The following is a 14393-nucleotide window of genomic DNA, read 5'->3' on the forward strand; positions in this document are numbered from 1 at the left end:
TTCGAACCTGCGCACACGGCTCCGGAGGCCAGGTGAGTGCGAGGGGCGTCGAGCGCGCTGACCTGCGGGGGAGGGGTGCAAGGGTGCCGCTCCATCCAAGATCATTACGCCCCTATTACGTGTGCGCCCTGTCCGGGGGTGCGGCTGCGCCGTATCGTCGGAGGCATGATCTCGGGCAGTGGCGGGGGACCGGTCGGCGGCGGTACGGAGTTCACGGCGGAGGGCGTGGCAGTCGTCCTGCGCGAGGCGTGCGAGGCGGCCGGGCTGGACGCGACCAGAGCTGAACTGCTGCGGCTGGGTTCCAACGCGGTGTACCGGTTGGCCTCCTTACCGATCATTGTCCGCATCGCTCGTGATTCCGATGTCCTGCCGGAGATGGAACGAGTCGTGGCCGTAGCCCGTTGGCTGCGGACGGTCGACTTCCCGGCCACCCGGGTGCCGGCCGAGATCGCTCAGCCCGTCGTCGTCCGCGGGCTGGTGGTGACCTTCTGGGAGAGCGTCCAGGAGCGCGAGGAGTACGCGACGGTCGGCGAGCTGGCCGACCTACTCCGCCGGCTGCACTGGCTGGAGGAACCCGAGTCGCTGGGCCTTCCGTACTTCGACCCCATGGCCAAGCTGTCGGCCTCGCTGGACGGCCTGGATGCCGTCTCTGAGGAAGACCGGTCCTTCCTGGAGGAACGGGCGGCCAAGCTCGCCAAGGAGTACGACCGGCTGGATTTCGTGCTCCCTTTCGGGATGATCCACGGGGACGCCAGCATCGGAAACATCCTCCGCCACCGGGACGGTCATGCCGCCCTCATCGACCTCGACGGCTTCGCCCTCGCCCCGCGCGAGTGGGACCTGATTCAGACCGCGCTCTTCTACGACCGGTACGGCTGGCACACCGAAGCGGAGTACGCCGAGTTCGTCCACCGGTACGGCTTCGACCTCATGAACTGGCCCGGATACGAGACCTTGGCCGATCTTCGGGAACTGATGATGGTGGCGTGGCTCGGTCACCAGGTCGGAACGAGCGAACGTTCTGCCGCCGAGTTTGCCCGGCGAGTGCGGTCCCTTCGGACTGGCGAGGGACGCAAGGAGTGGAACCCCTTCTGAGGGGCAGCGGCCGTCTTCCTGCTGAGGCCGGTAGCTCTCGGTCGGCCCTACTGCTCCGCAGCGATCCACAACCTGTGGTCGCGGACCTGCTCTGCAAGTTCACGCGCTGCACTGCTTTGACCGGCGGTGTTGAGGTTCCTGCGGAACTCGGCAAGGTAGCTGATGCATCGTGCCGACTTGAGCTGTTCTCCAAGATCCAGCGCGTCGAGTGCCACGCGGCATGCTTCCTCGATGTCCCCGGCCCGTAAGTGTGCGTCGGCCAGGACCATGGTTGCGAAGAAGTCGCTCCGGACGTGGCTGCCACTCATAGCGTTCTCAGCGTGGGCGACGGCCTGACGGGCGCTGTTGACGTCACGGAAGCAGTGGGCGGCCTCGGCGGCAAGCTCGGCTTCGTCGAAGTAGCTGATCCACTCAGGTTCGTCCTCGTTGTTCCGGCTTTCGAGGGCCTTGGTCGCTGAGCTCAGGGCGGCCTCGCAGGCAGCGACGTCGCCGGTACGCGCAAGGGCGCGGGCCTCCATCGCATGGAACTGGGCGCGCAATGTCGGCGTGGCCACCGGAGAGATACCCATGAGGGCGGCACGGGCGAGAGTGGCGGCCTGGGTGTACCGACCCAGGAAGGTCGCCTGATGGCTCATCGCTGACAGGATGCTGCCCGCGAGCCGACGGTCGTTGGCGTCCTGGGCGAGCCGGAGGGCCTGGAGGAAATACCGCTGGGCGAGTCCGTGATGACAAGCGTCGTAGGACATCCAGCCGGCGAGGAGGGTCGCTTCCGCCACGGTGGAGAATAGGGCTCGACCTACCTGTTCGGTGTACCGGCCTCGCAGTAGTGGGGCCACATCGTTGTTGAGGTACTGGATCACCGAGTGACGTGCGTGGTCTCCACCGAACTGGTCGTCAAGCTGGGCGAACATGTCCGCCGTGGTCTTTATGGCTGCCACGTCGCCGAGACCGACTCGGGCGCCTTCGGTCCGTGGCCGTGGAATGCCTGGCTCGGGTGCGACCAACCACCGGAGGGACGCCTCGTTCCACGCGGGCTCGGACGGCTCCGCCGTGAGTAACGGGTCGTACTGGTTGAGATCGGCACGCCACAGTTGGCCCACCGTCCGAATGGCGTCATCTGGGCTGGCGGGGTACGCGGCGTCGAGTAGAGCGGTGTCTTTGAGTTCCCCGTGACTCAATCCGAGCTCGGCCGCGCTGGTGGTGAAAGCGTCACACAGCAGCGGGCCGTAGAAGTCGTCCGGGACGCTGTGGCCGTTCTCCCAACTGGCAATACGCCGCTTCACACTGGCGTCTGACGGGAGCTGGTGACCACGCTGGGCGGCGGCCTGACGTAGCTCCCTTACCAACCGTAGCTGGCTCCAGCCCCGGCCCGTGCGAGCCTCACGTAAGCGGACACTGGTCGGCTTCAAGACGGCCCTTCACTCCCTGCGCGATGCCGGTGTGACAACTCGGGGTTCCGTTACTGAATGTACGTGCTGGTCATCGCTTCGTGCAGGCAGTAACCGGAGATCGTCTGCAAGGAATGGGGAGGACGGGGGATGACGTGGTGTGCCTGGACGCGTCATCCCTCGTCACCTCTCGTCATCTGCCCTGGTCAAGGGTGGGCCGTGAGTCTGGACGTACAGCGGCATCGGGGCCGCACCGGAGCCCGACTGAAGGTGAGACGACGTGCAGAGGATGACCAGGCGGGGCATGGAATGGCTGTCTGCGGCGGCGGACGACCCGGCGCAGTGCCGACAGATTTGGGCAGATGACCCACGGATGCCCTGCCTGCTGGCGACGGGACGCTTCTTCGACGTAGTGAGCGTGGAACAGCGCCTCGGCTTGGAGATGTTCGATCGGCTCTTGCGCAGCGGCATGCCGTTCGGGCCCTCGGTCATCGACCGCAAGGCGCAGCGCGTCGGATTCTTCCTCGGCTCGCAGAGCCGCGAGACCTTCATGCACTACCTCGAACGCGAAACGTCCTCCCCGCCGCCGTACCGGTACCTCGGCCACGGCTCCGCCGTCGTCGTGCCCGGCCCCATCCCGCTGTCCGGCGACCGTTACCAGTGGCTTCGCGCGCCGATGCGCCGACCGGAGGCCAACCCGCTGCGGCCAGTCGCCCTCGCGACCGCGCTGGTGGCCTCCGCGGAACTCCTGGCGAGGATCGACCGCTTCGGCGAGCAGTACCCGACTCCGTACGCGGCGGTCGCTGCGCTCCCCGAGGAGACGACCACCGATGCAGGATGAGCCGACCAGCGGGCACGACTCTGCCACGTGGTCGCCGCTCGACAGCGACGGATGGTACGCGGCCCGAAACGCAACCACCGCACTGCGGGACGCCCTCGTGCGTGCGGGTCTGGAGAAAGACTTCCCCTACCTGCGCGCGGACTTGAACGCCTTCGGACACGGCCTCGTCGAGCTGGGCCGGGTGTCCCCCGACACGGCCGAACGCCTCGCAGAGCTCCTGCGCCTGGCACTGGCAAGCGGCTTCGGCGCGGACCGTGGCGGCCTCGGGCACGCATCGACCACCGCCAATGAACCCAAGGGAAGGACCTGACGTCATGACCGACCGGCGAGGAGTGGTGGCCAAGCGCGCAGAAGACTTGTTGCCCGGCGTGCCCTACGTCCGCGGCTGGAACCGCGCACGGCGAAGCGCCGGCACTCTGGCCGATCAGCTGGTGCTGCTCAGGCTGGACTCCGACTTCCCCGGCCTGGTGGCCGACGTGAACGTCTTCGGCGACGGGTTGGTGCGGCTCGGCACCGTTCGCCCTGAAGCGGTCGAACTGTTGGCGAAGTTGATCACGGCAGGACTGGAAGCGGAACTACGCGGCACGACGGCCGATACGCCTTCGACCACCCGTCGGGAAGCGCCTGCGGCCTGAACCGCTCCTCCGACGCCGGTTGGGCGCGATTCGAGCACAGTCCCGCGATCAGACGACCTAGCCCTTTGCGGCATTGTGCCTCGGCACTGCAGCAAGGGGCTCTTCGCTGCCCTGGTGCCCTCTGGTGCGTTTCCCGGCCTGCCGCTCGGCCGGGACCGGCGCCCCAGCGCCGCAGCCCGGACGAACGGCAGGCCGATAGTGACATCGGCTTGGGAAGCTGCGGTCATTTGACGCCCGCTTGGGCGCTGACCTGGGCGAACGGCCAGGGGCAGCATCCTTAGGCCGGGCTGCTTTCACCGTGATTCCCCGCTGTTCCCTGCTCGATCTGGTGCGCTTGCGGTGCGGCCGTGGTGGGTGCCGATAGGCACAACCTTCTGATCCGTAGCCCTAGCCGGATCGGTCAGTGACGGCCATTCCGGCCGCTACCAGGCCCCGGAGGGACGCTACCGGACGCGGGCGATTGCTGGGGTTGCGGTACCTGGCCGCTGTACCGCAGGATCCCAGCGGGGGTGACCATGGAACGGCATGTGGTGGAAAAGCTGTTGGCCGGTGACGACGAGGCGTCCGCGGTTACTCTGGCCGCCCTCCGCAGCGGCGCCCCCTACAACGTGGGAGACAGGGCGCATCCCGCCGAGCGGCATGCCGGGGTCTTCGGGTACTGACTTCAGCGCATGCGGATGATGTCAGCGCTGGATGTCGTTGGCCCGCCCTAGCAGTCTTCGTGCGAACGACTCGCGCTCGGCTGACTAGCGTGGAAGGCGCAGTGGTGCAATGTCCGATTTCCGTGTGCGGCCCTCAACTGCGGCGCTAGCACCCTCCTCTGCCTGTAGACGCTCCGCCTTCTCGGCTGCGAGGCGGGAAGTCTCCTCGCGGGCATGATCCCCTCAGGAGCCATCTACATATCGCCCACTTGGAGATTTTAATACGTCTTCTAAAGTGCCGAGTCGCATGCCTTCCTCACTTCGCGAAGACCCCATGGAGGGGCAAGATTCCCACACCAATCAATCCCTTGCCTCTCGATTGCTTCACCCAAACTCTCATCGCCTTGTCTAGAGATGAGAGAGCCAAGCTTTTCTATGCCGATCAGCCCTTCATTGAGGCCTTGAATGACTACCTTCTTTGCTTCGTTATAGTTTTCTGCCTTCTCGAGTTCGGCGATTTCTTTCAATATGGCCTTGGTCTTTCTTGATTTCTCGGATTTTTTCCATTTGTCGCTGTACTCCTTAAGACTATCGAGGCTCTGCATGAGAACACGCGTGTGGGCTGCCCGGGCTTCAGTGATCAACTCAAGTCTCGGCAGGGCAGATTCCACCTCCGCCTCGAAACGCTCTTCCGCTTCTAATTCGGAAATGTCAAGACGCTTGGCCACAGACTTGATGGCCGCTTTTCTGGCTTCGTTGAAGTTCGCGGATCTCACCAATGTCATGATTTCCGGGAAGTCGTAACTGACGAGACGATCTTCAAGCTGATCGTGGCCTGTTTCATTGTCGGCTAGTTCGTAAGCTTCTCGTATCTTTACCCACGGCCTGCAATTCCCTCTGTTAAATTCCTCCAAGCATAGTGCCTCAGCAGCTTCCTCTTGGCCGCTTCTATATAGGTAGTATGCGAGAAACTCGCTACCGTCTGGGTCTCCCGAGCGATAGCACATCTCAATGACTTCAGCCGCCCCCGTGCGATCTCCGGCAAAATCAAGGATATCTGCGAGTTTGTGTGCGGACGCGTAGTCGCCTAGCTGTGAGGCCCTTAAGTATAGTTGTGCTGCATCGAAATTGCGCCCACGGTCGAGCATGGAGGATGCTATTGAGTTCAGTTGCTCCACGTCCCTAATATGCCGTAAAACAACAAATGTAAAAGACTGGGGTGGAGCAAGAGTGGCCCGATTTGAGCGCCCTACCTGCTCGATGTAGTCCGAGAGGCGATATGCCGGCTCAACCTGTGGCGGGGCGCCTGGTAGAGGGCGAAAGCGAGCTAGCAACCCACTTGCCCCCCTGCACGGAGCCAGTGCATACGTAGTGCCTTCCTCAAACCAGTCATCAGGGAGACTGGAATACACGTTGGTCGCCATGGTGAGGGCAGTCATGTCGTGCAGCAGGCCATTCGGAATCACCGGGGCTTGCCCGAATCGGCGTAGATCGATAGCGGCATCGATTATTGCTCTGTATTCCTCGGGCGCATGCTGGTAGCGGTCTATTTGAGCGGGTGCGCCAGCTAGAAATTGAGTGATCCGCGCCTCACCACCCCTTGTATGAATGAAGGAATCTGCCAAACGAGGATCAGATTCCATTCGTTCTCTAAGTTCCTCCAGCGCGCCTGACGTGAAGGAGGCTGGTACGGAAATGCTGCTCCCAGAAATGAGTGAGCGAGCCTGTGGATGATTGTCGTCTTCCCCTCGACCAGGTGTTCGTGTCAGCTCATCCCAATGCTCCGGCCACAGAGTTCCCAGAATCAGTACAGGAGAGCAGGTGGAATCTCGAATTAGCTCGCGTAGGCCTGCCGCGATTCGTTCCCCAGTTCCGGATGCTGGCGTACTTAAGTAGAGTTGTGTCTCATTCAGCCACAATACTGTTCTGGGAGGAATTCCTTCCTCGATCTGGTAAGCCAGCGCTTCGGCATGACTCGGGTAAATCGGGTGCCGCAGTGACCAACTATGTGGGAGCTGCTGGATAGCCTCCCAGCATGCTCGCGTTTTACCTGTGGAAGATTCGCCTACCAGAATAGCGATCCCGCTGCTTCCTTCTGCCGCCGCCGCCACTACGCTTTTGAGTTCATTATCGTGAAAGCGCTGAATATAGGCAGGGAGCAGGGGCAAATTTAGTTCTTCTGCGCCGGATTCGATTGAACGATGTACCTCCAAATCGAAAGGATCGAGCTGGGTGATTTTTCGCCCCAGATTTGGAGCGTTATTCTTCGTGGCGGCGTTCCTGGCCTCCTCCCAAAGATGATTCCAGAATCCCCTCCGGGGAGTCTCGTTTGCCCAAGCGCTGTACGTAGACACCAGCAACCAAAGCTCATCTGAGCTTTTTGGAACCCTTGGCTGGGAAGTGCTAAACCAACCACTGATTGTTTGCTTCGGTAAGTTGGATTTTAGAGCTGCGGAATTACGGCTCCAGGCTCTTCCTTGGATCTTTCGAGCGGACTGAGCTCGCCTCTCCAATGATCTGAGCTCCTCCTGGAGGGTTTGCGCATTTTCGCCCCTTTTTGCGCGCACTATCGGCCTGCCAGCTCCTGCTGCCTGTGTCCGACTCGGACGCGTCGGACATGCTCCTGACCGTGAGCGTAACCAAGGATCAGCCTGACTTGTCCGAGAAATCTATAGATTCACAGATGTGACTGGAACGGTCAGGGCGCAGGTGCTGAGACGGCACCCGGTGAACGCTCTGGAGGTGTTGTGTTTAGGAAGCTGTGGCTCCTACTGGACAGTCGCGTACTGCGTGATCTCAAGTCGGTTGATCGAGAGGTGCGCAACCGCTGGGCCCTTGCAGCCGCATTGTTCTTTGTCGTGTGGAGCGATCCCAGCCTGGCGATCCCTTTTGCTGCGGCAGCTCTCGCGTTCAGGGGCGGTCGCGAGAGTTGAGGAGTAGGTCGGTGGAGCGGCTTTGGGCTGGAGCTGCTTTGGCGCGAGTGATCATGGCCCCGTAAGCTTCCGGCGCGTCGGGCAGTCTGTGGACCTGCCCGGTAAAGCACGACGTTGGGGCCATGATCTTCGAGGCTCGCGCCAAAGTGGCTGCGTAAAGCCGTGGAGCGGACCGCCCCAGCCACGACGTACCCCTTCTCTGACGTCAGGTGGCTGATTGCTGTGCGCGCGGTGCGGGCGCCGGCCGGGCTGGAGCGGGGCGGAGACAGGAGCGCAGGCCCGGCCGGGGGCCGGGCCGCGCGCGGTGAGCGGAGCGAGCCGCCTTGATGACGTAGAGAAAGTCTGAGCCAACTCGGGCTGTGTTACAGCTTGAACGACAGCTCCAACTCGTCGCCCGGAAGGTGGAACTCCTCTAGGGCGAGAGGCTTGTCCGCCTCGGTGAGAGTCACGCGGATGATGTGGAGCAGGGGGACCCCGTCGGCGAGTCGTAGTGCTTGGGCCTGGTCCGGCAGGGGCATGCGGGTGCGGACGTACTCCGTGAAGTGGAGTTCATGGCTCAGGTCGGCGAGCGCGGTGTAGAGATCCGGCGCCGGCGGTGGGGCCTCCTCCTCGTACTTGGTGTCGATGAGTACCGAGAACGGGACGTATGTCCGGTGGAGTTGGCGGAGGCGGCCGTGGTCTGCGGTCTGCAACGCATCGTACGTGAACATCGGCTCGCCCGGCGGGATGCGGAGTAGGTCCGCGAGGGCAAGCGGGGCGTCAGTGCGGGTGGCTACCGGTGGCTCGGAGTCTGTCCAGCGGATGCCGTCGGCCTCGACATAGCGGCCGTCCGGGGTCCGGCGTACGCCGCGCGGGCGTGTGTGGCTGGGGCGGCTGTGAGGGGAGCGGGCGAAGGTGCCGCGGCCCATGATGGCCTCGACGAGACCGGATGCCCGTAGCTCGCTCAGGCCCTGACGGACTGTGGGGCGCGTCACGCCGAACTGTTTCGCCAACGCCTCCTCGGAGGGGAGTGGTTGGCCGGCGGGGAAGGTGCCGTCCAGGATGCCTTCGCGCAGGTAGTCGGCGATCTGCCGATACTTCGGCTGCGTGTTCTTCGGCGGCATGCGGGCCCTCCACGGCCGTGGTCACTGCTTCTTCCATCCGCGGGTGGAACGGTTCCACGCGCGGATGGAACATAGCTTCTCCCACGCGAAGGCGGTTGACAACCCGTACTACGGGTGGTCAACCTTGTCTGTGTCACCCGTACTACGGGTGGTCTAGCAACCCGAGGGACGGCCTTCGGGTGCCAACGATGAGGAGAACCGAACAGTGGCAACCCTTCCGATCGACACCGCGAAGTTCACGGGGATCATCTGCGCCGTGCCCCCGGCTCCGCGGGTCGCCAACCGTGAGACCGGTCAGCTCCGCGTTGACCGCGATACCGGCAAGACCATGTACCAGGTCGGCCTCTGCCTGATGGCGGGCGCGTCGGCCGACGTCGTGAACGTGAGCGTGGCCGGTGAGCCGGCCGGTGTGCAGCTCGGCATGCCCGTGGCTGTGCGGGACCTGGTCGCCACGCCGTGGGAGAACGACGGGCGGCACGGGATCGCGTTCCGCGCGGCGGAGATCCGGCCCCTGAGTGCTCCCGCCACTCCGGCGAGCACGGGCAAGGGGGCAGGGCAGTGATGAAACTGGCCTCCTCCACTTCGGCCAGTGCGACCTGGCCGAGCTGGCTTCTGGTGGTGGCCGCAGTGCTGGTGTCGGGTCTGCTTCTGGCGGGCCCGGCCCTGCGCCGCCGCTTTCCCGTTGCCTGGTGGCTGTTATGCGGCTTTCCGGCCGTGGCCTTCCGGGTCGTGCAGACCTGGCGGCCCCTGATGGCGGGCTGCGGGCTCGCCGTGAGCCGTCGGCCGGCGCTGACCGTGGTGTCCGGGCTCGTCGGCAAGGGGGCACCTCCGCCTCAGCCGCGGGTGCCCCGCCGGGGGCTCATACGCCCAACCTCCGGTGGCTTCGTACTGCTCGTGAGGCTGCTGCCGGGCCAAGTGCCGGAGCACTTCGTCAAGGCCGCACCGGCCATGGCGGAGAGCTGGCAGGTGCACGCGGTGCGGGTGACCTCCTGGAAGCCGGGGGTCGTACAGATCGTCGCTTCGGCGGTCGACCCGTTGGCCGACCCGCAGGTGCCGAAGCAGCGAGGGCCCGGCCCTCTGCTCCGGGTGACCGTGGGCGCCTTGGAGACCGGGGCCGCGTGGGTGGTCGACCTACGGCGCGTCCCTCACTGGCTGATCGTCGGCGCCACACGCTCGGGTAAGTCGACCTTGATCAATGCCCTCGTGGCGGGACTCGCCCCGCAGCCCGTCGCTCTGGTCGGGATCGACTGCAAGGGCGGCATGGAACTGTCCCTCTACGGGCCGCGGTTGTCGGCCCTCGCGACGAACCGAGAGCAAGCGGTGCGGCTACTGACCGCCCTCGTTGACCTGACTCTCGACCGGATGTCCCTCTGCCGGGCGGCCCGCGTCCGGAACATCTGGGGCCTGCCCGACAAGGAACGCCCGGTTCCCGTCGTCGTGATCGTCGACGAGATCGCGGAACTCTTTCTCGTGGCAAGCCGGAACGAGAAGGACGAAGCGCACGCGGCCGGTACGGCGTTGATCCGGCTGGCCCAACTCGGTGCGGCGCTCGGGGTGTTCCTCGTCGTGGCCGGCCAGCGTGTCGGCTCCGATCTCGGGCCCGGTGTCACGGCTCTCCGGGCGCAACTGGGCGGCCGGGTGTGTCACCGCGTGGCCGACCCCGGTACGGCAGAGATGGCCCTCGGCGATCTCAACCCCGACGCGCTGAAGGCGGCGCAGGCCATCGCCCCGGAACAGGCTGGTACCGCCGTTCTCGCCTCCGGCGACGGCTGGGAACGCGCCCGGTCTCACCTGATCACGGAAGCCGAGGCGGAAGCCGTCGCCGCCGAGTACGCGCACCTGACTCCCGTCCTGTCCGAACTGCACGTCGAACTGTGAAAGGGGCCTGCCGTGCTGGTGTCAATGTCGGCCGTCCTGCTGCTCGGCCTGCTGATCTGGTTCCTCCTGCGCATTCGGTACCTCAGGTGGGCTGACGCGCTGCTCTGCGGAACCTTCGGCTTCCTGCTCGCCCGGACCGTGGCCGCGCCCGTGGTTCAGGCCCTCCTCGACGGAGTGAACGGCTTCCTCGGCCAACTCCGCTTCTGAAACACCCCACCACCGACCCGACAAGGGGACTTCCTGTGTCCGACTACGTCATCCGCTCCGGTGACCGCGCCACCTTCCTGGCCGGTCTGCGGGAGCTGGTCGACTTCCTGACCGCCAATCCGGCCGTCGCCGTACCGCGTCACGCGTCCATCACCGTCCTGGTCGACGCCTCCGACTCCGCCGCTCGTCGCGACGGCGTGGAGTCCGTCGCCGCTCCGCTCGGCGTGCCGACGGAGGACAACGGCCGGGGCTACTTCGATGCACGCCGCGACTTCGGACCGATCTCGTACAGCGTCATCGGGATTCCTCCCGAGGAGCCGCAGTGATCGCCTGCACGACGGGCTCCCGACGGGGCGCGAAGTCGCCAAACCCGACCCCGTCAGGAACCCACTCCATCCGCCACATGAGCAGTGAAAGGAGCACTCACACTTTGTCCACCGCGCATCATCCGCGCAAATCCCCGTCGCTCGCCTGCGACCTCAGGCAGCGTGACGCGCAGGTCTCGACCTGTGCCGGACGGGAACAGATCGTCCTCGTCGAACTCGACGGAACCGAGCAGTGGCTGTGTCCCGCGCACGCGGCCGCCGTCTGGCTCACGGACCCGACGCTCCGCTTCAGCGCCAAGACTCGGCCGGAGGGGATCTCGGCCGTGATGGGCCAGGCGTTCGGCGGCGGGGGTGGTCACCGATGACCACAACCCTCCCGCAGAGCGTTTCCGCTCTCGTCGCAAGGGCGTCGGAGCCAGAATTCACGGCCTGGCGCCGGAACATCGTCCGCCTCGGGGGCTGCACCAACCCGATTCACCTGGTCGGCGCGGCAACCATCTACGACACGACCACCGGCGCAGCTCTGCTCTCCTACGGATCGGGTGCCTACGGCGGTCGCCTGCTCACCGCGTGCGGCAACCGACGGGCGACGGTCTGCCCGACCTGCTCGGCTCTGTACCGGGCGGACACGTATCAACTCGTCCGGGCCGGACTCGTCGGAGGCAAGAGCGTCCCTGAGGCGGTGAATGGTCACCCGCGGGTGTTCGCCACGCTCACCGCCCCCGGCTTCGGCCCGGTCCACACTCGCCGGGAGCGTGACGGACGCGTGCCGCCCTGCCGACCTCGGAGGGCGGGTGACCACTGCCCGCACGGGACACCGGCCGGATGTCGGGAGCGGCACCCAGCGGACGACCCCCGTCTCGGCGAACCTCTCTGCCCGCGCTGCTACGACTACGCGGGGGCCGTCCTCTGGCATGCGTTCGCCGGTCGGCTCTGGCACCGGTTCGGTCTGGAGCTGAGGCGGGAGGTCGCCCGGCGGGCCGGCCTGTCGCGTACGGAGTTCGGGGAGGTCGCCCGGCTCTCGTACGCGAAGGTCGCCGAGTACCAGCGGCGGGGCTTGGTCCACTTCCATGCCGTTATCCGCCTCGACGGCCCGGACGGACCCGACTCGGACCCGCCCGGCTGGGCCACGGTGCCGTTCCTCGTCGATTCTGTCCGGGCCGTGGTCGGGAGGGTGCGGCTGACCGCTCCCGGCTCGGAGGTCGTCGGGCCGCGAGTCCTGCGCTTCGGCACGCAGGTCGACGTACGGCCGGTCACCTTGAACGGGCGGACAGCGGGGGAGCGGCCTGCCTCCGCGGCGGCCGTGGCGGGCTACATCGCCAAGTACGCCACCAAGGGTGCGGAGACCGCCGGCGCCGTGGACGGCCGAATCCACCACGCACGAGACATGGTCATGCTGCCGGTACGCGCTCACGTGCTGCGCATGATCAGTACGTGTTGGTGGCTCGGCGGCCTGCCGGAGTTCGCACCGCTCGGGCTGCGGCGCTGGGCCCACATGCTCGGGTACGGCGGCCACTTCTCCACCAAGTCGCGCCGCTACTCGACCACGCTGACCGCCCTCAGGCAGGCCCGTGCCGACCATCGCGCGGAGCAGCAGCGGGCCGCCCTCGGCTTGCCGGAGTACTCGACGGTCACGGTCGGCCGGTGGCGCTACGCGGGGCGCGGCTACTCGCCGGAAGCGGCGCTCCTGGCTGCCTCAGTGCGGGAGGGCGGTGGTCGTCATGGCGCGTGACACTCGTGCGAAAACGGCTGAACTGCTCACCGTGCGGCAGGTGCTCGACGAACTGGGCGGCATCTCCCGGCGCACCTTCTACCGCTGGCGGGAACTGCGCATCGCCCCTGCCTGCATCCGCCTTCCGAACGGTGAGCTGAGGGTCCGGCGTGACGTGCTCAACGAATGGTTGGAGGAACGCGCAGAGGGGGCGGCGTCGTGAAGTCGTACAAGGTCGCCATCTGGAAGCTGAGCATCAACCGCTCCGCGAAGAAGCCGACATATCTCGTCCGCTGGTCCGTGGACGGTCAGCCCTTCCACGAGTCGCACAAGACGAAGGCACTGGCCGACCGCTTCCGCGCGAAGCTGCTCCGGGCGGCGGACAAGGGCGAGCCGTTCGACACGGTGACCGGCCTTCCTGACTCCCTGCGCGGAGGCAAGGTGGCCCTGTCGCTGCTGGACCTCGCGCTGAGGTACATCGATGCTCGATGGACGGAGGCATCGGCGAAGCAGAGGGACAGCATGACTGACGCCCTTGCCACGGTCCTGCCCGCCCTGGTCAAGCCGGTCCGCGGGCGTCCTGCCCCGGCTGATCTCCGCCGGGCGCTGCGCTCGTACGTGCTACCTCCGCCTCGGCGGGACCGAGAGCGGCCCGAGGAGACCGCGGCGGCGGCGAAGTGGATCGAGAAAGCGTCGTTACCGGTGGCGGAACTCCAGGAGATCAGCCGCGTGCACGACTTGATCGACGTGCTCACGCGCAAGCTCGACGGCAAGCCTGCGGCTACGCAGACGTACCGGCGGCGGCGCGCGGTGGCCTTCAACGTCCTGGAGTACGGCGTTGAGCTGGAGGCGCTGCCCTCGAACCCGCTGAGCCGGGTGCGGCGCAAGCGGGGCAAGCGGGCGGTGCAGGAGGTTGACCGCCGGGTGGTGGTCAACCCTCGTCAGGCTCGGGAGTTACTGACCGCCCTCACCTATGTGGGTGGCTATGACAGGGCCAGTGGGCGACGGCTGCGGGCGTCCTTCGGGTGTCTGTATTACGCGGCCATGCGGCCGGGGGAGGCCCTTGGCCTTCGACGCTCCGACTGCACGCTCCCGGCGTCGGGTTGGGGCCGCATCGAGCTGACGGAGACCCGGCCCACGGCCGGGAAGGCATGGACGGACTCCGGGGAGGCACACGATCGGCGCGGCCTGAAGCAGCGGGCCGACGGTGAGGTGCGCATCGTGCCGATTCCGCCTCCGCTGGTTCGGCTGCTCCGCGAGCACCTGGAGGAGTTCGGCACGGCGGAGGACGGCCGGCTGTTCTCCAGCGAGCGGGGCAACGTGATCGCAGCCTCGTCGTACTCGCGGGCGTGGAAGCAGGCTCGGGAACTTGCGCTCGTCCCGGATCAGGTGTCTTCGGTCCTGGCCTTCCGGCCGTACGACCTCCGCCACGCGGGCGTCTCCCAGTGGCTCAACTCCGGAGTGCCGGCGCCGGAGGTTGCCGCTCGCGCGGGCCACTCGGTGGACGTCCTGCTGAAGATTTACGCCAAGTGCATCGACGGCCAGGAACAGGAGATGAACGACCGGATCATGCAGGGGCTCGGGGAGGAAGACTTCTAAATGCGAGCCATGTGACCATTGAACGGCCTTGTCATG

General features: G+C 65.9%; 16 protein-coding genes. 13 read left to right on the top strand and 3 right to left on the bottom strand.

Annotation, left to right across the window (positions count from 1 at the left end):
* The first annotated feature begins 165 nt into the window (after positions 1–165).
* Positions 166–1095: an aminoglycoside phosphotransferase family protein gene (locus HZS56_RS03425; protein WP_216719154.1), complete on the top strand. Its 930-nt coding sequence runs from the start codon at positions 166–168 to the stop codon at positions 1093–1095.
* A gap of 47 nt (positions 1096–1142) precedes the next feature.
* On the opposite strand, the gene HZS56_RS03430 is transcribed toward HZS56_RS03425, so the two are convergent.
* Positions 1143–2504, bottom strand: a complete 1362-nt coding sequence (locus HZS56_RS03430; protein WP_253913670.1) for an NsdA family TPR-like regulatory protein — start codon at positions 2502–2504, stop codon at positions 1143–1145.
* A gap of 259 nt (positions 2505–2763) precedes the next feature.
* On the opposite strand from HZS56_RS03430, the gene HZS56_RS03435 reads away from it, so the two are divergent.
* The 4 genes from HZS56_RS03435 (at position 2764) to HZS56_RS38685 (ending at position 4621) form a co-directional block, all read left to right on the top strand.
* Positions 2764–3324 (top strand): bifunctional DNA primase/polymerase, encoded by a 561-nt coding sequence (locus tag HZS56_RS03435; RefSeq protein ID WP_308407981.1) that lies wholly within the window; start codon positions 2764–2766, stop codon positions 3322–3324.
* Entirely contained in the window at positions 3314–3634 is a 321-nt protein-coding gene (locus HZS56_RS03440) for a hypothetical protein (protein ID WP_216719156.1), read from the top strand. The genes HZS56_RS03435 and HZS56_RS03440 overlap by 11 nt, the downstream gene beginning before the upstream one ends.
* A 4-nt stretch (positions 3635–3638) precedes the next feature.
* Entirely contained in the window at positions 3639–3959 is a 321-nt protein-coding gene (locus tag HZS56_RS03445) for a hypothetical protein (protein ID WP_216719157.1), read from the top strand.
* Positions 3960–4489: 530 nt separating this feature from the next.
* Complete coding sequence (locus HZS56_RS38685) at positions 4490–4621, top strand: hypothetical protein (RefSeq protein WP_301542975.1); 132 nt, start codon at positions 4490–4492, stop codon at positions 4619–4621.
* A 269-nt stretch (positions 4622–4890) separates the two neighbouring features.
* Here HZS56_RS38685 and HZS56_RS03450 read toward each other — a convergent pair whose 3' ends face one another.
* Together HZS56_RS03450 and HZS56_RS03455 are read right to left on the bottom strand one after the other, a co-directional pair.
* Complete coding sequence (locus HZS56_RS03450) at positions 4891–6954, bottom strand: hypothetical protein (protein WP_216719158.1); 2064 nt, start codon at positions 6952–6954, stop codon at positions 4891–4893.
* Between the two features lie 941 nt (positions 6955–7895).
* Complete coding sequence (locus tag HZS56_RS03455; RefSeq protein ID WP_216719159.1) at positions 7896–8636, bottom strand: GntR family transcriptional regulator; 741 nt, start codon at positions 8634–8636, stop codon at positions 7896–7898.
* A 205-nt stretch (positions 8637–8841) separates the two neighbouring features.
* On the opposite strand from HZS56_RS03455, the gene HZS56_RS03460 reads away from it, so the two are divergent.
* The 8 genes from HZS56_RS03460 to HZS56_RS03495 all read left to right on the top strand — a co-directional run bounded on the left by HZS56_RS03460 (position 8842) and on the right by HZS56_RS03495 (position 14357).
* On the top strand, positions 8842–9198 hold the full coding sequence (locus HZS56_RS03460; RefSeq protein WP_216719160.1) for an SCO3933 family regulatory protein: 357 nt from the start codon (positions 8842–8844) through the stop codon (positions 9196–9198).
* Positions 9198–10514 (top strand): FtsK/SpoIIIE domain-containing protein, encoded by a 1317-nt coding sequence (locus HZS56_RS03465; protein WP_216719161.1) that lies wholly within the window; start codon positions 9198–9200, stop codon positions 10512–10514. Before HZS56_RS03460 ends, HZS56_RS03465 begins: the two co-directional genes overlap by 1 nt.
* A 12-nt stretch (positions 10515–10526) precedes the next feature.
* Entirely contained in the window at positions 10527–10721 is a 195-nt protein-coding gene (locus HZS56_RS03470; RefSeq protein ID WP_004983392.1) for a hypothetical protein, read from the top strand.
* Between the two features lie 35 nt (positions 10722–10756).
* Positions 10757–11047 (top strand): hypothetical protein, encoded by a 291-nt coding sequence (locus HZS56_RS03475; RefSeq protein WP_216719162.1) that lies wholly within the window; start codon positions 10757–10759, stop codon positions 11045–11047.
* A 104-nt stretch (positions 11048–11151) separates the two neighbouring features.
* Positions 11152–11412, top strand: a complete 261-nt coding sequence (locus tag HZS56_RS03480; RefSeq protein WP_216719163.1) for a hypothetical protein — start codon at positions 11152–11154, stop codon at positions 11410–11412.
* A complete protein-coding gene (locus tag HZS56_RS03485) occupies positions 11409–12779 on the top strand; it encodes a replication initiator (protein ID WP_216719164.1) in 1371 nt (456 codons plus the stop codon). Before HZS56_RS03480 ends, HZS56_RS03485 begins: the two co-directional genes overlap by 4 nt.
* Positions 12769–12981, top strand: a complete 213-nt coding sequence (locus tag HZS56_RS03490; RefSeq protein WP_216719165.1) for a helix-turn-helix transcriptional regulator — start codon at positions 12769–12771, stop codon at positions 12979–12981. Before HZS56_RS03485 ends, HZS56_RS03490 begins: the two co-directional genes overlap by 11 nt.
* Positions 12978–14357, top strand: coding sequence for a tyrosine-type recombinase/integrase (locus tag HZS56_RS03495; protein ID WP_216719166.1), 1380 nt, complete (start codon positions 12978–12980; stop codon positions 14355–14357). The genes HZS56_RS03490 and HZS56_RS03495 overlap by 4 nt, the downstream gene beginning before the upstream one ends.
* Positions 14358–14393: the final 36 nt, after the last annotated feature.

It is taken from the genome of Streptomyces mayonensis (assembly GCF_018982965.1).
Classification (GTDB): domain Bacteria; phylum Actinomycetota; class Actinomycetes; order Streptomycetales; family Streptomycetaceae; genus Streptomyces; species Streptomyces mayonensis.

Bases quoted from the DNA above. Each gene is read 5' to 3' on its own strand.
- HZS56_RS03425 (WP_216719154.1), top strand. From the start codon at position 166: ATGATCTCGGGCAGTGGCGGGGGACCGGTCGGCGGCGGTACGGAGTTC.
- HZS56_RS03440 (WP_216719156.1), top strand. From the start codon at position 3,314: ATGCAGGATGAGCCGACCAGCGGGCACGACTCTGCCACGTGGTCGCCG.
- HZS56_RS03445 (WP_216719157.1), top strand. From the start codon at position 3,639: ATGACCGACCGGCGAGGAGTGGTGGCCAAGCGCGCAGAAGACTTGTTG.
- HZS56_RS03455 (WP_216719159.1), bottom strand. From the start codon at position 8,636: ATGCCGCCGAAGAACACGCAGCCGAAGTATCGGCAGATCGCCGACTAC.
- HZS56_RS03465 (WP_216719161.1), top strand. From the start codon at position 9,198: ATGAAACTGGCCTCCTCCACTTCGGCCAGTGCGACCTGGCCGAGCTGG.
- HZS56_RS03485 (WP_216719164.1), top strand. From the start codon at position 11,409: ATGACCACAACCCTCCCGCAGAGCGTTTCCGCTCTCGTCGCAAGGGCG.
- HZS56_RS03490 (WP_216719165.1), top strand. From the start codon at position 12,769: ATGGCGCGTGACACTCGTGCGAAAACGGCTGAACTGCTCACCGTGCGG.